We start from the raw sequence: 20679 nt of genomic DNA, 5'->3' as shown, positions 1-20679 counted from the left end.
CCCAAGCCGGGGTTGGCGGCAAAGCCTGCAGCGCCTGAGACGGACCAGCGGCTGCGGTAGCTGCGGGTCAGGGTTAAGGCATGCGGGCCGGTGTCGGTGTAGTCGCTGTGGGTGTAGTACTTCTCGCCAGTGGCGGGGAGGATGGGGGCCTTGGTGCACATCCCGGCTTGGGTCTGCTGGCCCAAAGACGTTTCTGCTTGTGCGGGGGTGTTCTTGACACAGGCATCGCCAACCTGAGAGAACTCGCTCTTGCATTTACATGCAGACCCAACCTGAGTTGAACCATCAGGACAATACTGTGGCTGGGTGTAAATACCTCGGGGGTAGGAGGTGATAGAGGTCCAATAAGCAGTAGTTCCTGCATTCTCCGGATAAAACGCATAAAGACCACAAGTACCGTTGTTGACATCAGGGTACCCCCATCCATACGCGCCAAAATCCCAAGCATATTGGCGACTGGTTGACGTGGTGTTACTGCCAACTTGGACTACAAGTCCTTGCCACGTGGCCGGCAAGCGAGCAATGTAGGCATCCAGTGCCGCTTTGCAAGCCTCCCCTTGTGTGGCCTGCCAACCTCCAGAGACAGGCCATGCACTGGACGGGTAGTACTGATCCGGTCCATTTAGGGTGTCCAACGAGACACCAAATTTTCCGGAGCTTACCGTTGGGACGTCTGCAATCGCACTGGAGACGAACATAAAAAAGCAAAGGGCAGCGACGATACATCTCATTCTTATTGGCCTGATAAATAACTTTGGTGACAGCACTACTTCGAACCATCTACTTTATGTGATGTGAAAAACTGCGCGGCAAGGAATTGGTGCTAGGCCAACAACTCGCAGTACATACGGTCACAGAGCAGCTTGCTCAGCCTAAACTTCTACGGCTCAGCCACAGGCGACAAATATAGAAGCCCTGCACGCACCACGACTATCCCCCATGCGGGTGAATGTGCGTTGGTGTGGTGTTTGGCTGACAGTCAGCGGGAATCCCAGATTACTCCTACATTGATAGCTAGCTGCGCAATGAACACGGGGGCCAGAGGCAGATTTCATTCCAATTCGCCTCTGACTGCCCGCAAAACACCTTACTTGGCCAGCTCCAGCGGCTTGCTGCGCCAAATCTTGTCTGCGTACTCCCCAATCGTCCGGTCCGATGAAAACGGGCCCATGGCCGCCACGTTGCGCAGGGCTTTGATGGCCCAGGCGCCAGACCCACTATGAAAAAAGGAGCTGCTCCCGCATATTCCACGCGGGCTACAGCTCCTTTCAATACCTAAACGTGAGCTTAGGCGGCTAACGCAGACTTCTTCGCAAAGTGCTTGGCCACGCGCGGCAGCACCAGCACGGCCAGCACGATGATCAGCAGGATCAGCGATACGGGACGCTGCAAGAAGATCAGGGCACTGCCCTCGCCGATCGACATCGCATTGCGCAACTGCGCCTCGGCCAGGGGGCCCAGGATCATGCCCACGATGACGGGTGCGGTGGGGAAGCTAAAGCGTCGCATCACCAGACCCAGCACGCCAATGCCGTACAGCAGGAACAGGTCAAACGCGCTTTGGCGCATGCCGTAGGTCCCCACCGTGGCAAAAATCAGGATGCCGGCGTACAACTGGGCCTTGGGCACCTTGAGCAGCTTGACCCACAGGCCGACCAGCGGCAGGTTCAGCACCAGCAGCATCACGTTGCCGATGTAGAGCGAGGCGATCAGCGCCCACACCAGGGCTGACGAACTGGTGAACAGCTGCGGGCCGGGCTGGATGCCGTAGTTTTGGAACGCACCCAGCAGGATGGCCGTGGTGTTGGACACCGGAATGCCCAGGGTCAGCAGCGGAATCAGCGCGGTGGTCACCGTGGCGTTGTTGGCGGCCTCGGGGCCGGCCACGCCTTCGATGGCACCCTTGCTGCCGAACTCGGCTTGGTTCTCGCCTTTGGCCAGTTTTTTCTCGGTGGCATAGCTCAGGAAAGTCGGGATCTCGGTGCCGCCCGCAGGGATACAGCCAAACGGCGCCCCGATGGCGGTACCACGAATCCACGCCGGGATGGAGCGCTTCCAGTCACTCTTGGTCATGGTGACCCGGCTCATCTTGTTCTCGGACTCCACCACCTTGCCTTCAAACAGCACGGCGTGCAGGGCCTCAGACACCGCAAACAGGCCCACCGCCACGAGAACGATTTCCACACCGTCCAGCAGCTCCGGCACATTGCCCGTGTACCGCGCCTGGCCCGTGATCTGGTCCATGCCGATCAGGCCAGCCGCCAGCCCGATGAACAAAGCCGTCAGACCACGCACCGTGCTTTGACCCAGCACTGCGCTCACCGTGGTGAAGGCCAGCAGCATCAGGCAAAAGTACTCCGGTGGCCCGAGCTTGACCGCGTACTCCGCCACCACAGGCGCAAACAGCGTGACCACGATGGTGGCAATGGTGCCCGCCACAAACGAGCCGATGGCCGAGGTGGCCAGAGCCGCACCGGCACGGCCACTTTTGGCCATCTTGTTGCCCTCCATCGCCGTGACCATGCTGGCGGTCTCACCCGGCGTGTTGAGCAGGATGGAGGTGGTCGAGCCCCCGTACATCGCGCCGTAGTAAATACCGGCAAAGAAGATCATCGATGCAGTGGCATCCACCTTCGTGGTGATGGGCAGCAGCATGGCCACCGCGGTGGCCGGGCCAATGCCGGGCAACACGCCCACGGCGGTGCCGAGGGCACAGCCCACAAAAGCCCACAGCAGGTTCACCGGCGTGCCCGCCGTGATGAAGCCTTGTAAAAGTTGGTTCCAGATATCCATCACAGCCACCCGCTTTGCGTCAGACCCGGCAAGTTGATCGCCAGAAATTTGGTAAACATCCAGTACACCGGGGCGGAGATCAGCAGCCCCACCACGCCGTCCAGCAGCCAGGGACGCAGGCCACTGCCCGTCTTGCCCTGCGCTTGGCGCATGCCGCGCGACGCCAGCACAAAGCACAGCGCACAGCTAAAGACAAAACCGATGGTGGTGATCAACGCCGCGTTGAGCAGCAGCCCTGCCGACATCCAGACAAAACCCATCCAGTACGGTGCTTCGCCTCCCTCGGCGTCGTCCATGTCGCGAAAGCCGCCTGTGGCCGCTTCCCAGACCAAAAAACCACCGCAGGCCAGCAAGGCCAGCGACACGAGCCAGGGCAAAAAGTCGGGCCCGATACCGGCATAGCCGGCCTCCGAGGGGATGATCCAGGCGCCAATGGCCAGCCCCACGGCCAGCACTAGCACGCCTGCCCCCACCAGCAGCTGCTGGCGCAGTTGGGTGGTTTGGAACATCAGACCATTCCCGACAAGTGCATGATTCCGCGCAGGCTGGCGAATTCGTTGTCCACGAAATCGTCAAAGGCCTTGCCGGTCAACAGTGCGGGGGTCCAACCATTCTTTTCTAACGACTCGGCCCAGGACTTGGACTTGGTGGCCTTGACCACCATGTCGGTCAGCTCGGCACGCTGCTCGGGCGTAATGCCGGGGGCTCCGTAGACGGCGCGCCAGTTGCCCAACACCACGTCAAAGCCCTGCTCTTTCATGGTCGGCACGTTGATGCCAGGCAAGCGCTTTTCCGAAGTCACGCCAATCGCGCGCATCTTGCCTGCGGTGATGTACTCCGCAAACTCGCTGTAGCCACTGCCACCCACCGTCACGTTGCCGCCCAGCACGGCCGCTGTGGCTTCACCGCCGCCACGGAAGGCCACGTAGTTCACCTTCTTGGGGTCCACACCCACCTTGGTGGCCAACATGGAGGCACAGATGTGCTCGGTGGAGCCGCGCGAACCGCCGCCCCATTTCACGCTGCCGGGGTCCTTCTGCATCTGGGCGACCACGTCCTTCATGGTCTTCAGGGGGGAGTCGGCGGGCACCACAAATACGTTGTATTCGCTGGTGATGCGTGCAATCGGCGTAGCCTTGTCCAGGGACACGGCCGGCTTGCCGGTGATGATGCCGCCCACCATCACCGCACCAGTAATCATGACGGAGTTCACATCGCCCTTGCTGGCGTTGACAAACTGGGCCAGGCCGATTACTCCGGCCGCACCACCCTTGTTCTCGTACTGCACGGTGTCGGCCACCTTGGCCTCCAGCAGGGCTTTGCCAAGGGCGCGGCCTGTGCCATCCCAGCCACCACCGGGGTTGGCGGGAATCATCATTTTCAGGTTGGCGGCCGCACGGGCGGTCAGCGGCAAAGCACCAGCAGCGGCCAGCACGGCCATGGATTTGAGGAAGGTATCGCGACGCATGGGGAGTCTCCTTTGTGTGATAACAGCACCTATGATGCGTGGTGAGCCTGTCAAACGGCTGTCCTTTTTTCTAGGTAAAAACCCCAGTTTTCGCCCCGCCCCCCTGCCATGCATCTGCTGCTGATTGAAGACGACGCCGCCCTGCACACCACGCTGCAGCGCAGCCTGGTGCGTGCCCGGCTGCGGGTGGACGTGTGCAGCGATGGTGCGCAGGCCCTGGCCGCTTGGCAAACACTGGAGCCCGACGTCGTGGTGCTGGACCTGAGTCTGCCCGGGCGCGATGGCCTGGACGTGCTCAAGGACGCGCGCGCTGCCGGCCTGAAAACACCGGTGCTGATACTGACCGCCCGCGGCACCGTGGGCGACAAGGTGCTGGGCCTGAACGCTGGCGCCGACGACTACCTGCCCAAACCCTTTGACCTGGACGAACTCGAAGCCCGCGTGCGCGCCCTGCACCGCCGCCATGGCGGTGCCTCCACCGCAGCGGGTGACGCGCAGCAGGTGGGCAGCCTGCGGCTAGACCGCACCAGCGGCGCGATCTACCACCGGCACGAAGTGCTGGACCTGACCCCGCGCGAGCTGGCGCTGACGTCCGCGCTCATGGCCCGGCCCGGACACGCGGTGCCCAAAGAGCGTTTGTTTGAAGTGGTTTTTCCGGGCGAGGCCGATGTGCAGTTCGAGGCGATCGAGGTGGTGGTCTACCGCCTGCGCAAAAAGCTCAGCGCTACCGGTGTGCAGCTCGTGACACTGCGCGGCCTGGGCTACCTGCTGAAAGTGGCCGCCTGAGATGGCCGGACCCGCGACCAGCTTGTCGCTGCGCCGAAGCCTGTTTCTAGGCATTTTGCTGCCCATCCTGCTCTTCGTGGTGGTGGACACCATCAGCCTGTACCGCCAGGCACTCAGCGCCGTCAACACCGCCTACGACCGCACCCTGCTGGCCTCGGCCAAGGCCATTGGCGAGCTGCTGGACATAGAAGGCGAAGGCAGTCAGGCGCGCCTGCGGGCGCTGGTGCCGTATTCGGCGCTGGAGGCCTTTGAGGCCGACAATCGCAGCCGCATGGTCTACCGCGTGTCCGACGCCAAAGGCGCCTGGGTGGACGGCGACGCGGACCTGACCGCCTGGCACGGCACCTTGCCCAACCAGGGACCGTATGCGGCGCTGGTAGATTTTTACGACGACAGTTTCCGTGGCGACGCGGTGCGCGTGGCCGTGCTGCTGCAACCCGTGGCCAGTGGGCGCGAGCGCACCATGGCCATGGTGCAAGTGGCCGAAACGCTGGAGCTGCGACGCACGCTGGCGCGGCAGATTCTGGTCGACACATTACAGCGCCAGGCCATTCTGATCACCGTGATCACCGCCGTCGTGCTGGTCGTGGTGCAACGCGTCACCCGGCCCGTGCGGCGCCTGAGCAGCAACCTGCAGCAGCGCTCCGAAGACGACCTGACGCCGTTGGAAGCGTCAGACCTGCCGCGCGAGATTCGCCCACTGACCGATGCCACCAACCAGGTCATGCAACGCCTGCAGCACCTGCTGGACCACCAAAAGCGCTTTGTACGCGACGCCGCCCACCAGCTGCGCACGCCTCTGGCCGTGCTCAAGGTGCAGGTGCAGTCCGCGCTGCGCGGTGACGTGGGCCAGAACGAGGCCTTGCAGGAAATTCAGGTCACCGTGGACCGCGCCACCCAGTTGGCCAACCAAATGCTGTCGCTGGCCAAGGTGGAGCAGGTCAAGCAGCAGCAGGACTTTGCGCCCATGGACTGGTCGGACGCCGTGCGCGCCGTGGCACTCGATGTGGCGCCCCTGATTGCCGAGAAAGACCTGGACTTTGACATCCACACCGTGCCCTGCCGGGTGCATGCCCACGAATGGATGCTGCGGGAAATGGCGCGCAACCTGCTGCACAACGCGGTGCGCCTGACACCCAATGGGGGGCGCCTGAGTGTGCAGATGGCGCTCGTCGAGGATGCCGCGGAACTGACCATCCACGACAGCGGCCCAGGCATCTCCGACGAACTGCGCATGCGCCTGTTCCAACCCTTTGCGGCCGGTCACGCCCATTCGGGCTCCGGCCTGGGCCTGACCATCACGCGCGAGATGGTCCAGGCCCTGGGCGGCAGCATCCAGCTGACCAACCGCTACGAGCACGGGCTGCTCACCGGGCTGGATGCCACCGTGCGCCTGCCCCTGTACCACCCCATGCCCTCACACTAACGCCCACACCATGGAATCCACCCGCATCGACAAATGGCTTTGGGCCGCACGCTTCTTCAAGACCCGGTCGCTGGCCACCGACGAAGTCAACAAAGGCCACGTGCAGATGGAGCAGCGCGACATCAAGCCGTCCAAGGAAATCCGGGCGGGCGATGTGCTAACCATCTGGCAGGCCAAAATCCCGCGTACCGTGGTGGTCAAGGGGGTCAGCGACCAGCGTGGCCCAGCCCCCGTGGCGCAACAGCTCTATGAAGAAACGCCCGAGAGCCTGACCAAGCGCACGGAGATGACCGAGCGCAACCGCCTGGCGGCAGAACCGGCCCACGCCATCGCGCACGGCCGCCCCACAAAAAAAGACCGGCGCGAGCTGCAAAAAGGCTGGAATTCGCGCTGGAGCGCCTCCATAGACTCCTGACCCTACAGCGCCGCCAGCCGGTGGATTGCGGCGATAATTGCGTTCCGCCGCACCTGGCCTGCCCAGCGTGCTGGCAGCACCCACCATGAAAGCTGTTTTCCCATGACCGCCCTCTCCCCCGTTTCCATTTCTCCGGTTGAAGACATCGTTGCCGACATGCGCGCGGGCCGCATGGTGATTCTGGTGGACGAAGAAGACCGTGAAAACGAGGGCGATTTGGTCCTGGCGGCCGACCATGTAACGGCCGATGCCATCAACTTCATGGCCAAATTTGGCCGTGGCCTGATCTGCCTGACCCTGACCCGTGAGCGCTGCGAGTTGCTCAAACTCCCCCCCATGGCCACCCGCAACGGCACCAAGCACAGCACCGCCTTCACCGTCTCCATTGAAGCCGCCGAGGGCGTGACCACCGGCATCTCCGCTGCCGACCGCGCCCGCACCGTGCAGGCCGCTGTGGCCAAGGGTGCCGTGGCCAACGACCTCGTCCAGCCCGGCCACATCTTTCCGCTGCAGGCGGTAGATGGCGGCGTGCTCATGCGCGCCGGCCACACCGAAGCCGGTTGCGACCTGTCGGCCATGGCCGGCTGCACGCCCGCCGCTGTGATCTGCGAGATCATGAAGGACGACGGCACCATGGCCCGCCTGCCCGACCTGCAGCTGTTCGCGGCCGAGCATGGCCTGAAGATCGGCACGATTGCCGACCTGATCGAACACCGCAGCCGCAACGAATCGCTGATCGAAAAGCTGGGCGTGCGCCCGCTGCAAACCGCCTACGGCGAATTCACCGCCCACGCCTTCCGTGATACCACCGGCCAGGGCGTGCACCTGGCGCTGGTCAAGGGCAGCTGGACGGCCGACGCCGTGGTGCCGGCGCGTGTGCATGAGCCGCTATCGGTGCTGGACTCACTGGAAATCAACCGCTCCATGCACAGCTGGAGCCTGGACACCGCGCTGGCCCACATTGCCAAGGAAGGCAAGGGCGTGCTGGTGCTGCTGAACTGCGGCGAAACCGGCGAACAGCTGCTGGCCCAGTTTGAAGGCACGGCCCGTGCATCGCAAGCGCCCGAGCGCGGCCGCATCGACCTGCGCACCTATGGCATTGGCGCCCAGATCCTGCTGCAATGCGGTGTGCACAAGGTACAACTGATGGGCAGCCCCCGCCGCATGCCCAGCGTGACCGGCTACGGCCTGGAAATCGTCGGCTATATCTGTAAATAAATGACTTTGCGGGACAGATCTTCAGCTCTGTCCCCAACTTGAAAGGATTCTTGACCATGTTTGGCGCAGACAAAGGCACCACTGCCGAAGACCGTTTGAACGGCAAAAAACTCTCTATCGGCATCGTGCAGGCACGTTTCAACGCCAGTGTGACCGACGCATTGGCGGCGGCCTGCAAGGCCGAGCTGGTCGCCCTGGGCGTCTCCGACAAAGACATCGACCACGTGACCGTGCCCGGCGCGCTGGAAGTGCCTGTGGCCCTGCAGGCCCTGGCCGAAAAAGGCAAGTACGACGCGCTGATCGCCCTGGGCTGCATCATCCGCGGCGAGACCTACCACTTTGAGCTGGTGGCCAACGAATCCGGTGCGGCGGTAACCCGCCTGGCGCTGGACTACCAGTTGCCCATCGCGAATGCAATTTTGACCACCGAAGACATGCCCCAAGCCATTGCCCGCCAAGACGAAAAAGGCCGCGATGCAGCCCGCGTGGCGGTCGAAATGGCGAACCTGCTGGAAAGCATTTAATGAGCGACACCCCTTCTTCCTCCGCCGCGGCCAAGCGCCCTCCCCGCCAGTCCCGCACCGGGCTCACCGCTACGGGTGCGCGCAAGGCCGCCGGCAAATCCAACCGCACCCGTGCGCGCGAATTTGCGCTCCAAGGCCTGTACCAAAGCCTGGTTGGCCGCAACACCGTGGAGGAGATTGATCCGTTCACGCGCGACCTGGCCGGCTTCAGCAAGGCCGACGCTGCCCACTTTGACGCCCTGCTGCACGGCTGTGTAGAACAAGCCGACCAGCTCGATGCACTGATTGTTCCGCTGCTGGACCGCCCGCTGGCCGAGATTTCGCCCGTAGAGCGTGCCGTGCTGTGGATCGGCGTCTACGAATTCCAGCACTGCCTGGATGTGCCATGGCGCGTAGTGCTCAACGAATGCGTGGAACTGGCCAAGGAATTCGGCGGCACCGATGGCCACAAGTACGTGAACGGTGTGCTCAACGGGCTGGCGCCGAGCCTGCGCACCCTGGAAGTGGAAGCCGACAAGGCCAAGAAACCCCGCAAGGCCTAGTGGGCGGCCCGCACCCATGCAGATATCGTCCCGCGCAAAGAACATTGAGCCGTTTTATGTGATGGAGGTGGCCAAGGCCGCTTCGGCCCTGGCCGCCCAGGTGGCGCACACCGATGCGCCCATGGTGTTCCTGAACATCGGCGAGCCTGACTTCACCGCCCCGCCCTTGGTGCAAGAAGCCGCTCAGCGCGCGGTGCACAACGGCCATTCCCAATACACCCAGGCCACCGGCCTGCCCCAGCTGCGCGAGCGCATCAGCGCCTGGTACGCCAGCCGCTTTGGCGTGCAGGTGCCCGCCAGCCGCATTGTGGTCACGGCCGGAGCATCTGCTGCGTTGCACCTGGCCTGTCTGGCGTTGATCGAGTCGGGCGACGAGATTTTGATGCCCGACCCCAGCTACCCCTGCAACCGCCACTTTGTCAGCGCGGCGGAAGGCAAGGCGGTGCTGATCCCCACCGCCGCCGCGGAGCGCTTTCAGCTCAGCGCCGCCAAGGTGGAGGCGGCCTGGGCCCCGCGCACGCGCGGCGTGCTGCTGGCTTCGCCGTCTAACCCCACCGGCACGTCCATCCACCCTGATGAGTTGCGCCGCATTCACCAGGTGGTGCAGGCCAAAGGCGGCATCACGCTGGTGGACGAAATCTACCTAGCGCTGAGCCATGACGCCCAGTTCGGCCAAACCGCGCTGGCGCTGGACGACAACATCATCAGCATCAACAGCTTCAGCAAGTACTTCAACATGACCGGCTGGCGCCTGGGCTGGATGGTGGTGCCCGAGGTGCTGGTGCCCGTGGTGGAGCGCCTGGCGCAAAACCTCTTCATCTGCCCCAGCACCATCGCGCAGCACGCCGCGCTGGCCTGCTTTGAAGACGCCAGCATTGCGCTGTACGAGCAACGCCGTGCCGAGTTCAAGGCGCGACGCGACTACTTCATCCCTGCGCTCAATGACTTGGGCCTGACAGTGCCTGTGATGCCCGACGGCGCGTTTTACGCTTGGGCAGATTGCTCGGAACTTTGCCGCAAGCTGGGGATCAAGGACAGCTGGGACTTTGCCTTTGAAGTGATGAACCGCGCCCACGTGGCCACCACCCCAGGGCGAGACTTTGGTACTGCGCAAACGGCACAGTTTGTGCGCTTCTCCACCGCCAGTTCGATGAAACAATTGGAAACAGCGATTGCCCGCATCCGTGCGATGCTTTGACCCCCTCACGCCGCGACCACGATGAACCAAGACCTCTCCATTCTCCATTTGGTACTCAACGCCAGCATCGTGGTGCAAGCCGTCATGCTGCTGCTGATGCTGGTGTCCATCACCAGCTGGGCCGCCATCTTCCGCAAGCTGTTTGCGCTGAACCGGGTGAAGGCCCAGAACGAAGCCTTTGAGCGCGACTTCTGGTCCGGCTCCAGCCTGAACGACCTGTTCACCACCGCCAGCAAAAACGCCGCGAACGGCGGCCCGATGGAACGTATTTTTGCCAGCGGCATGCGCGAATTCCAGAAACTGCGCGAACGCCGCATCACCGACGTGGGCACACTGATGGACGGCGCCCGCCGCGCAATGCGCGCCAGCTTCCAGCGTGAAATGGACGAGGTGGAGAGCAACCTGTCTTTCCTCGCTTCCGTGGGCTCCGTCTCTCCCTATGTGGGCCTGTTTGGCACCGTGTGGGGCATCATGCATGCGTTCACCGGCTTGGCATCGCTGCAGCAGGTGACGCTGTCCACCGTGGCCCCTGGCATTGCCGAGGCGCTGGTGGCCACCGCCATTGGCCTGTTTGCCGCCATCCCCGCCGTGGTGGCGTACAACCGCTTTGCCCGCGACCTCGACCGCATCTCCATCCACCAGGAAACCTTCATCGAAGAGTTTTCCAACATCCTGCAGCGCAACGTGAGCGCCCAGGGCACGGCCCCCCGCTAACCCACGCCAGGAGCACGAACCCATGCCCGCTGTAGCCGGTCGCGGCCGAGGCCGCCGCACCATCAACGAGATCAATATGGTGCCCTTCATCGACGTGATGCTGGTGCTCTTGATCATCTTCATGGTGACCGCCCCGCTGATCACCCCCAGCGTGATTGACCTGCCCAGCGTGGGCAAAGCGTCGCGTCAGCCTGACCAGGTCATCCAGATCGTGATTGGCAAAGATGACAAGCTTGAGATGAAGGTGAAAGAGCAAACCACACCGCTGGTGCTCAAAGAGCTAGCCGCCGCCGTGAAGCGCGCTCAGGGCGCCAAGGACAGCGTGGCCGCCGCAGGCTCCGCCGTGGTCATCAGCGCCGATAAGGCCGTGAAGTACGAGAGCGTGGTCCAGGTGATGGACACGCTGCAGCGCGCGGGCATCCAGCGCGTGGGCCTGTCGGTGCAACTGGCCAACTAAGCCGCGGACGATGCAGCCCAGCCGCCAACACCTGGAATTTGCGCCTCCGCACACGCCGGGCATGCTGCGTGCACTGGCGCTGGCCATTGCCGCGCATTTGGTGCTGGTGTTCATTCTGGCCGTGGGCGTGGCCTGGAAACGCGAAACCCCACCCACCACGGTAGAAGCGGAGCTGTGGGCCAATATTCCCGTAGAGGCCGCACCACCACCGCCCGAACCCCAGGCGGGCCCGGATCCGGAACCCGCGCCCCCGTTGCCTGTGGTGCCGCCAGCACCACGCCCCGCCCCGCCGCCCGATGCGCCCAGCCAGGCCGACATTGCACTGGCCAAGGAAAAGGCGCGCGTGCAGAAGGAAAAAGAACAGCAGAAGCTGGAGCTGGACCGCAAGCTGCAGGAGAAGCAGCAAAAGGAAAAGTTGGAAAAGGACAAACTGGAGAAAGACAAACTCCAGAAGGCCAAGGACGCGAAAGAGAAAGACGCCAAAGAAAAGCTGGCGCGCGACAAGGCTGAGAAAGACAAGGCGGACAAAACCAAGACCGCAGACGCCGCCAAGCAAAAGGCCGCTCAGGCCAAGGCGGAAGCACAGAAACTGGAAGACCTGCGCCAACAAAACCTGAAGCGCATGGCTGGGCTGGCCGGTAGTGGCGATGCTACTGCGGCGGGTTCTGCGGCCAAGAGTGCAGGCCCGGGTGCCAGCTACCTGGGCCGTGTGGCTGCGCGTATCAAACCCAACGTTACCTACACCGACATCATCACCGGCAACCCCATCACCGAGATTGAGGTTTCACTCAGCGCCGGCGGCGACATTTTGAGCCGGCGCATTGTCAAAGGCAGCGGCAACAAGGCCTGGGACAACGCAGCCCTGAATGCCATCGACAAGACCGAACGGCTGCCATCGGACAATGGCAAGATTTGGTCACCCCTGACCATTGTGCTGTCGCCACAGACTCTGCTCGGCGGACCTTAAGGTCTGCGTAAGTCGCTACGATTTTTGTAGCTACTGGCGCACATTCCACGCGGGCCAGCAGCCTATTTCACTCTCAATCGTAGGCAATCACTGCCTTACCCTGGAACGCTTGGGCCCGCCAGCCCGCCAGCGCGGCGTCGCTGGGGAAGAACTTGGCGGCCTCGCCCAAATGCAGTTCGGCCAGTGAACCGGGAATGTCCTCCCCATCGGCTGCCGCGCATTGCACCTGCAGGCGCACCGCCAGGCCACGCACCAGCTCACCTTGCTCCGACATTTCACGTTCGGCGGGAAACTCACGCAACATGGCCGGCACGTCGGGGGCGCGCTGCTGGCCGTCCAACTGCACCGAGACGCGCAGGTACTTGCCAAAGCGGCAGCGTGCCTGCTCCAGGCTCCACACCTGCTGCACCACAAAGCGCGCGGCAAAGCCATTTCGCCCCTGCTGCAAACGGCCGCTGACGATGACCAGGGTGTCGTCCTGCAGCAGGTTGCGGTAGGTGGTCAACAAAGTCTCATCGGCGGTGGCCTCGATCGCGGCGGACTTGTCATCCAGCGAGAAGATGCCCACCTTGCCGCGGTTGCCGTTGATGACCCGAAAGCCACTGATGATGCCGGCCAGGATCTGCGGTTCGCGGGTTTCCAGCACTTCCTCAATGGGCCGCTTGGCAAAACGACGGACCTCCAGCGCCATCTCGTCAAACAGATGGCCGGAGAGGTAAAAGCCCACCGCGGCCTTTTCCTGCGTCAGCTGTTCGCGCACGCCCCATGGCATGACCTCGATCAGATCCGGCTCCTGCGTGCTGGAGCCATGGTCATCCTCGCCCCCCATGTCAAACAGGCCGTGCTGGTTGGCATTGGCGGCGCTGGCCGCGGCAAAGTCAAACGCGCGGTCTATGCTTTCCACCAGGGCCGCACGGTTGAGCTGCAGCGTGTCAAAGGCGCCGGCCTTGATCAGAGCCTCCACGCAGCGCTTGTTCAGGCGGCTGCGGTCCACGCGGCGTGCAAAGTCAAACAGGCTCTTGAACGGCCCCGCCTCTTCGGTGGGGCCGCGGCCTTCGCGGGCGGCCACGATGGCCTCGATGGCTTGCTGGCCCGTGCCTTTGATGGCGCCCAGGCCGTAGCGGATTTCCTTGTTCGAGATGGGCTCGAAACGGTGGAAACCCCGGTTGATATTGGGGGGCTCAAAGCTCAAGCCCATCTTCTCCGCGTCTTCAAACAGCACCTTGAGCTTGTCGGTGTCATCCATTTCCACCGTCATGTTGGCGCAGAAGAACTCGGCCGTGTAGTGCACCTTGATCCAGGCCGTGTGGTATGCCAGGAGTGAATAGGCAGCGGCGTGCGACTTGTTGAAGCCGTAGCCCGCGAACTTCTCCATCAAGTCGAAGACCTCGTCGGCCTTTTCCTCGCTGATGTCGTTCTTGGCAGCACCCGCACGGAAGATGGCGCGGTGCTCGGCCATCTCCTCGGCCTTCTTCTTGCCCATGGCCCGGCGCAGCATGTCGGCGCCGCCCAGCGAGTAGCCGCCCAAAATCTGGGCGGTCTGCATCACCTGCTCCTGGTAGACCATGATGCCGTAGGTCTCGGACAGCATCTCGGCTACCAGCGGGTGCGGGTACTCGATCACTTCTTTGCCGTGCTTGCGCGCCACAAAGCTGGGGATCAGATCCATGGGGCCGGGGCGGTACAACGCGTTCAGCGCAATCAGGTCTTCCAGCCGGCTGGGCTTGGCGTCCACCAGCATGCGCTGCATGCCCACGCTTTCAAACTGGAACACAGCCTCGGTCTTGCCCTCGCTGAACAGGCGGTACACCCGCGCGTCGTCCAGGGGCAGGTTCTCGTAGGCAAAGTTCTCCTGGCCCGCGTGACGCTTCATGATGAACTCGCGCGCGATCTCCAGAATGGTCAGCGTAGCCAGGCCCAAGAAGTCGAACTTCACCAGGCCAATGGCCTCCACGTCGTCCTTGTCGTACTGGCTCACGGCGGACTCGCTGCCGGGCTGCTGGTACAGCGGGCAGAAGTCGGTCAGCTTGCCGGGCGCAATCAACACGCCTCCGGCGTGCATGCCGATGTTGCGGGTCATGCCCTCCAGCTTGCGCGCCATCTCCAGCAGGGTCTTGACGTCTTCTTCTTTCGCTTCGCGCTCGGCCAGGATCGGCTCGGCCTCGCTGGCGTAGATGTACTTGTCGTTCTTCTTGCCGTCGGTGGGCGGCAGTTGCAGCGTGACGTTGGTGCCGGGCTTGTTGGGGATGAGCTTGCTGATGCCATCGCAAAACATATACGGCATGTCCAGCACGCGGCCCACGTCGCGGATTACGCCACGTGCGGCCATGGTGCCGAAGGTGGCAATCTGGCTCACGGCGTCCTTGCCGTACTTGGCCTTGACGTAGTCGATCACCAGGTTGCGGTTGGTCTGGCAAAAGTCGATGTCGAAGTCGGGCATGGACACCCGCTCGGGGTTCAAGAACCGTTCGAACAGCAGGTTGTACTGCAGCGGATCGAGGTCGGTGATCTTGAGCGCATAGGCCACCAGCGAGCCGGCACCAGAACCCCGGCCCGGCCCCACGGGGCAGCCATTGTTCTTGGCCCAGTTGATGAAGTCCCCCACGATCAAAAAGTACCCGGGAAAGCCCATCTTCAGGATGGTGCCGATCTCAAACTCCAGACGCGCCACATAGCGCGGCATCTCGGCCTCGCGCTTGGCCGCGTCGGGGTACAGGTGCGCCATGCGGTCCTTGAGACCCTCAAACGAGGCATAGCGGAAATACTCTTCCGGCGTCATGCGCTGGCCATTGACCAGGGGCGTGGGGAACTCGGGCAAATAGTTCTTGCCCAGCACCAGCGTCAGGCTGCAGCGCTTGGCAATCTCCAGCGTGTTGGCAATGGCCGAGGGAATGTCGGCAAATAACTCCTCCATCTGCGCAGCGCTCTTGAAGTACTGCTCACGCGTGAAGCGGCGCACCCGCTTGGGGTTGCTCAGGATCTCGCCATCGGCAATACAGACACGCGCCTCGTGCGCCTCAAAGTCATCGGGTTCGGTGAACTGGATCGGGTGGGTCGCGACCACGGGCAGCATCATGCGTGCGGCCAGTTGCACCGCGGCGACCACATGGGACTCGTCGTCGGTGCGGCCTGCGCGCTGCAGCTCCAGGTAAAAGCGGTGCGGGAACACGCTGGCCAGTTGCATGGCGGCCTCGTACGCGCGGGCCGTGTCGCCCTGCACCAGCGCCTGGCCCACCGGGCCGGCCTGCGCACCGGCCAGGCAGATCAGGCCTTCGTGCAATTCCTTGAGCCAGGCCATCTTCACCACGGCCTGGTTCTTCACCACGTTTTGCGTAAAGGCGCGCGCAATCAGCTCCGAGATGTTCAGGTAGCCCTGCTTGTTCTGCACCAACAGGATGACGCGGGACACCGCTGTGGGGTCCGTGCCCAGGCCTTCGAGAATGACTTCCGCACCGATCAAAGGCTTGACGCCCTTGCCACGCGCGGCCTTGTAGAACTTGATCGCGCCGAACAGGTTGTTCAGATCGGTGATGGCCAGTGCCGGCTGGCTGTCCTTGGTGGCCACCTTGACCACATCGTCGATGCGGTTGGTGGAGTCGACAACAGAGAACTCGGTGTGAAGGCGCAGGTGGATAAACATGGCTTCATTGTAGTTTTGCAGGCCCACCCATTGGCAGGGCAACCCCCTCTTGCATCCATAATGCGGAACAGGAGACCTCAAATAAATGCGGACCCGAGCCGCTGTTTTCTGTTATCGGAGCAATGTGTATGGCCGCACCCCTTTTCAGGCCCCACGGATCCGCGCAAGTGGAGCTTGCCGACGCCATCCTTACCGTGCACATGCGTGGCGACTGGAACGCAGAAATGCGAAACCAGACCAACCAGGCCATGATGGCGCATGTGCCCACGCTGAATGCCACCGGCCCCTGGGCCATCATCAATTACCTGCACGACACACTGGTCTACAGCGAGGAGATTTACACCAGCACGCGCCAAGCCTATTTGTCGCGTTCGCCAGAATCCAAGCTGGCAGCCATTGCCTTTGTCGTCGGACCGGAAGTAGAAGGCGTAACCCTGATGCGCCCCAAGCTTGAAACCCTGCTGACAGGCATCATCACCTCGCGCGTCTTCACCGACCCGGCAGACGCCCGACAGTGGCTGTTGGCGCAATTGCAAGGCGGCTGAACTCACCGCTGGGCGGCCCACGGTCGGACAAACTTAAAATCGGGGGGTGAACACCATCCTGAACATTTCTAGCTACAAGTTTGTTTCCATCACCGATGCACCCGCATTGCGTGAAGTGCTGCTGGCGCGGGCCACGGCGCTCAAGCTCAAGGGCACCATCCTGCTGGCCGAAGAAGGCATCAACATGTTCCTGGCCGGGCCGGCCGACGATGTACGCGGCTTCGTAGCCCAACTGCACACCGATGCCCGCTTTGCCGACATCGCGCCCAAAGAAAGCTGGTCGGACACGCAGCCGTTCAAAAAGATGCTGGTCAAGGTCAAGGGCGAGATCATCCGCATGAACCACCCCGCCATCCAGCCCGCCCAGGGCCGCGCACCGGCCGTGGCCCCTGCCACCGTGAAGCGCTGGTTGGACCAGGGCCATGACGACGCGGGCCGCCCCGTGGTGACGCTGGACACGCGCAATGACTTTGAGGTGGACGAGGGCACGTTCGACGGCGCCATCGACTGGCGCATCACCAAATTCACCGAGTTTCCTGAGGCGCTGCGCAGCCACCTGGACGACCTGAAAGACAAGACCGTGGTGAGCTTTTGCACGGGCGGTATTCGCTGTGAAAAAGCCGCCATCCTGATGCGCGAAGAAGGGCTGGAGCACGTCTACCAGCTCGAAGGTGGCATCCTCAAGTACTTTGAAGAAACCGATGGCAGCCACTACCGCGGCGGCTGCTTTGTGTTTGACGAGCGACGCGCGCTGGGCGTGGACCTGCAGACCGTGGGTCTGCAGGCCGAAGAGCCCCTCCCCTAGCGCTGCGTCATCAGCGGTTTGTCTACTAGGCCGGCGCGGGACATCCAGGCAAACACCGAATCCACCGTCACGGTTTCAATGCGGTCGGCAAAGCGTTTGTCATTGGGGTGGTCGTCAAAGGCCACATTGGCCTTGGTCATGCGGGCCCCCAGGCGCGTGAGTGCAGTAATGATCAGCGTGCTGGGCTGGTAGCCTTGCTGCTGCAGCCAGCTCTGAGCCTGCGGCCGGTCGGATACCGGAGTCTTGCTGTCGGCCGTTATGGCTAGGGCAAAGGTTTCCAATGCCCACTGGTTGGACTGCTGGTACTTCTGCGACCAGGGATAGCTCACCATGCTGTAGGCCGTGTGGTGCAGTCGCAGCGCGCGCGATTCGTCTAGCAACACCTCCAGTAGGCGCTGCTGCACTGCCTCGGTAGGCACCAGCCACGCAGCTTCGTACTGCCACAGGTCGTCCATGAAAAACTCGCCCAACCCCTGGCGGTAAATCGCCGAGTCGGCGGTACCGCACTGGTTGAGCTTGTGCAGCACGCGCCACACGTGGCCGCCCTGCCCGTCGGGCTGCTGGTAAACAAAGCCCAGGTGCGAATAGCGGATGCCATACTTGCTGAGGTCCTGTCCTGCGCGTGCCATCACCACTACCTTGGCACCACTGGCGTCCAGCGTTTTGAGGGTGCGGTACGCCAAGCCCAGCGAGCGCTCCACTGTTTCGGCCTTCATGTCCTGCGGTTCGTTGCGAGGGCGGCCAGCCTTGGCCGGGGCTAGTACACCGAGCCACAACGCGACCACCACGGCTACGCTACCCGCGGTGCGGCACCTCATCGGCTCACACGCTCGTTATGCAACAGGGCTTTGCCAATTTCATTGGGGATAAAGGCGATCACCGTGCCCGCCACCGAGAGCACCACACCCGCACTGATGACGCTGACCGTGACCGCGGTGCCCACCGCAGTGGATACCCCGCCGGCTACCTTACCCGACACATCCACACTGGTGCGGGCGCCGTCTGACACGCGCTCCAGCAGGTAGACAGTGCCCTTAGCAGAAGCCTCCACGCCCTTGACCACCAACACTGTACCGGCCGCAGACAAGGCAACTGGCACGGCCACACCAGCCCCTGCACTGGCCCCCACCACCGACGCCACAGGCATAGTCGACACGGCGCTCAGTGCCGATGCATCGGTCTGCGCTTGGACATGCAATGGGGCTGAAGACCCCATGTATATTGCGCAAGCCGCTAGCAAAGAGATAGCACGACGGTGTTGCATAAGAGGAAAATTTCGGGTTACCGGCAAAAGTGCCGCAACCATCTTATCAAGCCATATGAGGACACCCAGGCATGTGCCACCGCACCGAGCCTGGGTTTTCAAAGGCGCGAAAGCCGTTTAACCGCGCTTGCCAGCCAGCGCAGCAATGCGCTCGCCGTACTTGCGTCCGGTTTCCAGATCACCGGCGTTCATCTCGTCGGCGCTGGCATCACCCGGGGTTTGGGCAATTGGGCCAGCGTTGGAGGCCAGGTAATTCAGGTCGGCGCGCTGCGAACCCTTGTGGTTGTTGTATGCCATGCCGGTGCCCGCCCACAGGCCACCGTGCTGCATGGCCAAGGTCATGAAGTAGTGCAGTGTGGAGTGCTTGTCGCCGTCCACGTTGGCGCTGTTGGTGAAGCCGCCAAAGATCTTGTCTTTCCAGGCCTGTACATACCAGGGCTTGCTGGAGGCATCGGCAAACTTCTTGAACTGCCAGCTCACGCTGCCCATGTAGGTGGGCGAGCCAAAGATGATTGCGTCGGCCGCGGCCAAAGTGTCCCAAGCGGCTTCGGGCACATTGCCTTCGGCGTCAATGGTGATCAGGTCCGCACCAGCGCCCTGTGCCACCGACTGCGCCAGGCGCTGCGTGTGACCGTAACCCGAATGAAATACCACTGCTACTTTTGCCATCTCAAAGCTCCTAAAGGAAGGTGAAAAACACAGACCCGCGGAGGGCGGGCCTGATGGAAACGATTACTTGCCGCGCTTGGCGTCCAGGCTCAAGGCGCCGGGGCCAAAAGCTGCCACGGCCAGCAGGCCACCAGCAATCGCGATGTTCTTCATGAACATGATCTGGGTGACCATCATCTGGTCTGCGGGGACGGACCAATAGGCATGGAAGAACACACCAGCGGCCAGGGTGAACACCGCCAGCACCAAGGCGGCGATACGGGCCTGGAAGCCCAGCAACAGCGCAATGCCGCCGCCGGCTTCGGCCAGGATGGCGAGCACCGCGCCGACTGCGGGCAGTGGCAGACCGACCGAGCCGATGTAGCCCACGGTGCCGGCAAAGCCTGCAATCTTGCTGATGCCAGCGGGCACAAACAGGGCAGCCAGCAAAATGCGCGCGGCCAGGGCCAGGGGGTTTTGGAATTTGTCGAACATGAGGATCTCCTTCGTTGGTTAAAAAACTAAAAATCAGGCTTCCAGGTCAAACACCAAGACTTCGGCGTTAGCGCCCTGGGCCAGGGTAATACGGCTTTCGCCCTCCAGCAGCGCCGCATCACCTGTGGTGAGTTTGGCACCGTTGACTTCTACCCCGCCGCGCAGCACCTGTACATAGGCTTTGCGGGTGGGGTCCAGGGCCAGTTCGGCGCTCTCTGCACCATCGAACAGACCGCTATACAGCTTGGCATCCGCGTGGATCAGCACGCTGTTATCCGCACCGTCTGGCGACGCCACCAGCCGCAGCTTGCCCTGCTTCTCGGCAAGGTCAAAGCTCTTTTGCTCGTAGCTGGGAGCAATACCGCGCACATTTGGTTCAATCCAAATCTGGAAGAAATGCGTAGTCTCACCTTCGGCGTGGTTGAACTCGCTGTGCTGCACCCCGCTGCCGGCGCTCATGCGTTGCACGTCACCGGGTGGGATGCCCTTGACGTTGCCCATGCTGTCCTTGTGCGCCAGGTTGCCAGACATCACGTAGCTGATGATTTCCATGTCGCGGTGGCCGTGGGTGCCAAAGCCGGTGCCGGGGGCAATGCGGTCTTCATTGATCACCCGCAGGTTGCCCCAGCCCATGTGGGCGGGGTCGTAGTAGCCGGCGAACGAAAAGCTATGGAAAGACTTCAACCAGCCATGGTCGGCGTGGCCACGGTCCTGGGATTTGCGTAAGGTCAACATACGATGTCCTTTCTCTGTGTGTCTTGCTGATAGGTTCAA

General features: G+C 62.6%; 23 protein-coding genes. 12 read left to right on the top strand and 11 right to left on the bottom strand.

Annotation, left to right across the window (positions count from 1 at the left end; all coding sequences use genetic code 11):
• From AC097R_RS10775 to AC097R_RS10755, 5 genes are all read right to left on the bottom strand, one after another.
• Positions 1-185: DUF6531 domain-containing protein (locus AC097R_RS10775; protein WP_479598073.1), on the bottom strand; the 185-nt coding region annotated here is incomplete at its 3' end.
• Positions 186-1087: 902 nt separating this feature from the next.
• Positions 1088-1198: a glycogen/starch/alpha-glucan phosphorylase gene (locus AC097R_RS10770; RefSeq protein WP_479598121.1), complete on the bottom strand. Its 111-nt coding sequence runs from the start codon at positions 1196-1198 to the stop codon at positions 1088-1090.
• 89 nt (positions 1199-1287) lie between these two features.
• Positions 1288-2793, bottom strand: coding sequence for a tripartite tricarboxylate transporter permease (locus AC097R_RS10765; protein WP_479598072.1), 1506 nt, complete (start codon positions 2791-2793; stop codon positions 1288-1290).
• Positions 2793-3302: a tripartite tricarboxylate transporter TctB family protein gene (locus AC097R_RS10760; RefSeq protein WP_479598071.1), complete on the bottom strand. Its 510-nt coding sequence runs from the start codon at positions 3300-3302 to the stop codon at positions 2793-2795. The genes AC097R_RS10765 and AC097R_RS10760 overlap by 1 nt, the downstream gene beginning before the upstream one ends.
• Positions 3302-4261: a Bug family tripartite tricarboxylate transporter substrate binding protein gene (locus AC097R_RS10755; RefSeq protein ID WP_479598070.1), complete on the bottom strand. Its 960-nt coding sequence runs from the start codon at positions 4259-4261 to the stop codon at positions 3302-3304. The genes AC097R_RS10760 and AC097R_RS10755 overlap by 1 nt, the downstream gene beginning before the upstream one ends.
• Before the next feature lie 108 nt (positions 4262-4369).
• Between AC097R_RS10755 and AC097R_RS10750 the strand changes: the two genes are divergently transcribed.
• The 10 genes from AC097R_RS10750 to AC097R_RS10705 all read left to right on the top strand — a co-directional run bounded on the left by AC097R_RS10750 (position 4370) and on the right by AC097R_RS10705 (position 12508).
• Complete coding sequence (locus AC097R_RS10750) at positions 4370-5047, top strand: response regulator (protein WP_479598069.1); 678 nt, start codon at positions 4370-4372, stop codon at positions 5045-5047.
• Between the two features lies 1 nt (position 5048).
• Positions 5049-6473 carry a sensor histidine kinase gene (locus tag AC097R_RS10745; RefSeq protein ID WP_479598068.1) on the top strand — a complete coding sequence of 475 codons (1425 nt, stop codon included), beginning with the start codon at positions 5049-5051 and terminating at the stop codon, positions 6471-6473.
• Positions 6474-6483: 10 nt separating this feature from the next.
• The gene (locus AC097R_RS10740; RefSeq protein WP_479598067.1) at positions 6484-6888 is read left to right on the top strand and encodes an RNA-binding S4 domain-containing protein; all 405 of its coding nucleotides are present in this window, start codon (positions 6484-6486) and stop codon (positions 6886-6888) included.
• Positions 6889-6990: 102 nt separating this feature from the next.
• Complete coding sequence (ribBA, locus tag AC097R_RS10735) at positions 6991-8106, top strand: bifunctional 3,4-dihydroxy-2-butanone-4-phosphate synthase/GTP cyclohydrolase II (RefSeq protein WP_479598066.1); 1116 nt, start codon at positions 6991-6993, stop codon at positions 8104-8106.
• Positions 8107-8162: 56 nt separating this feature from the next.
• Entirely contained in the window at positions 8163-8630 is a 468-nt protein-coding gene (gene ribH / locus AC097R_RS10730) for a 6,7-dimethyl-8-ribityllumazine synthase (protein ID WP_477887322.1), read from the top strand.
• Complete coding sequence (nusB, locus tag AC097R_RS10725; protein WP_479598065.1) at positions 8630-9172, top strand: transcription antitermination factor NusB; 543 nt, start codon at positions 8630-8632, stop codon at positions 9170-9172. Before ribH ends, nusB begins: the two co-directional genes overlap by 1 nt.
• Positions 9173-9188: 16 nt before the next feature.
• A complete protein-coding gene (locus tag AC097R_RS10720; RefSeq protein WP_479598064.1) occupies positions 9189-10370 on the top strand; it encodes a pyridoxal phosphate-dependent aminotransferase in 1182 nt (393 codons plus the stop codon).
• 21 nt (positions 10371-10391) lie between these two features.
• Positions 10392-11084 (top strand): protein TolQ, encoded by a 693-nt coding sequence (tolQ, locus tag AC097R_RS10715; RefSeq protein ID WP_479598063.1) that lies wholly within the window; start codon positions 10392-10394, stop codon positions 11082-11084.
• A 22-nt stretch (positions 11085-11106) separates the two neighbouring features.
• Positions 11107-11541 (top strand): ExbD/TolR family protein, encoded by a 435-nt coding sequence (locus AC097R_RS10710; protein ID WP_479598062.1) that lies wholly within the window; start codon positions 11107-11109, stop codon positions 11539-11541.
• A gap of 10 nt (positions 11542-11551) precedes the next feature.
• Entirely contained in the window at positions 11552-12508 is a 957-nt protein-coding gene (locus AC097R_RS10705) for an energy transducer TonB (protein WP_479598061.1), read from the top strand.
• Positions 12509-12581: 73 nt separating this feature from the next.
• Here the strand turns inward: AC097R_RS10705 and dnaE are convergent, their stop codons facing one another.
• On the bottom strand, positions 12582-16148 hold the full coding sequence (dnaE, locus tag AC097R_RS10700) for a DNA polymerase III subunit alpha (RefSeq protein WP_479598060.1): 3567 nt from the start codon (positions 16146-16148) through the stop codon (positions 12582-12584).
• A gap of 128 nt (positions 16149-16276) precedes the next feature.
• Between dnaE and AC097R_RS10695 the strand changes: the two genes are divergently transcribed.
• Positions 16277-16693 (top strand): hypothetical protein, encoded by a 417-nt coding sequence (locus tag AC097R_RS10695; protein WP_479598059.1) that lies wholly within the window; start codon positions 16277-16279, stop codon positions 16691-16693.
• 46 nt (positions 16694-16739) lie between these two features.
• Complete coding sequence (locus tag AC097R_RS10690; RefSeq protein WP_479598058.1) at positions 16740-17498, top strand: sulfurtransferase; 759 nt, start codon at positions 16740-16742, stop codon at positions 17496-17498.
• Here AC097R_RS10690 and AC097R_RS10685 read toward each other — a convergent pair.
• The 5 genes from AC097R_RS10685 to AC097R_RS10665 form a co-directional block, all read right to left on the bottom strand.
• On the bottom strand, positions 17495-18316 hold the full coding sequence (locus tag AC097R_RS10685) for a DUF2145 domain-containing protein (RefSeq protein ID WP_479598057.1): 822 nt from the start codon (positions 18314-18316) through the stop codon (positions 17495-17497). The two genes, AC097R_RS10690 and AC097R_RS10685, sit on opposite strands and share 4 nt — an antisense overlap.
• Positions 18313-18714: a hypothetical protein gene (locus AC097R_RS10680; protein WP_479598056.1), complete on the bottom strand. Its 402-nt coding sequence runs from the start codon at positions 18712-18714 to the stop codon at positions 18313-18315. Before AC097R_RS10680 ends, AC097R_RS10685 begins: the two co-directional genes overlap by 4 nt.
• Before the next feature lie 165 nt (positions 18715-18879).
• Positions 18880-19431: a flavodoxin family protein gene (locus tag AC097R_RS10675; protein ID WP_479598055.1), complete on the bottom strand. Its 552-nt coding sequence runs from the start codon at positions 19429-19431 to the stop codon at positions 18880-18882.
• A 63-nt stretch (positions 19432-19494) separates the two neighbouring features.
• Positions 19495-19905, bottom strand: coding sequence for a DoxX family protein (locus tag AC097R_RS10670; protein WP_479598054.1), 411 nt, complete (start codon positions 19903-19905; stop codon positions 19495-19497).
• A gap of 33 nt (positions 19906-19938) precedes the next feature.
• Complete coding sequence (locus AC097R_RS10665) at positions 19939-20640, bottom strand: pirin family protein (RefSeq protein WP_479598053.1); 702 nt, start codon at positions 20638-20640, stop codon at positions 19939-19941.
• Positions 20641-20679 lie beyond the last annotated feature (39 nt).

It is taken from the genome of Rhodoferax sp. ZS1R25 (assembly GCF_056521335.1).
Note: the sequence above shows the minus strand (reverse complement) of the source record. Positions and strands in the feature narration are given on the sequence as shown.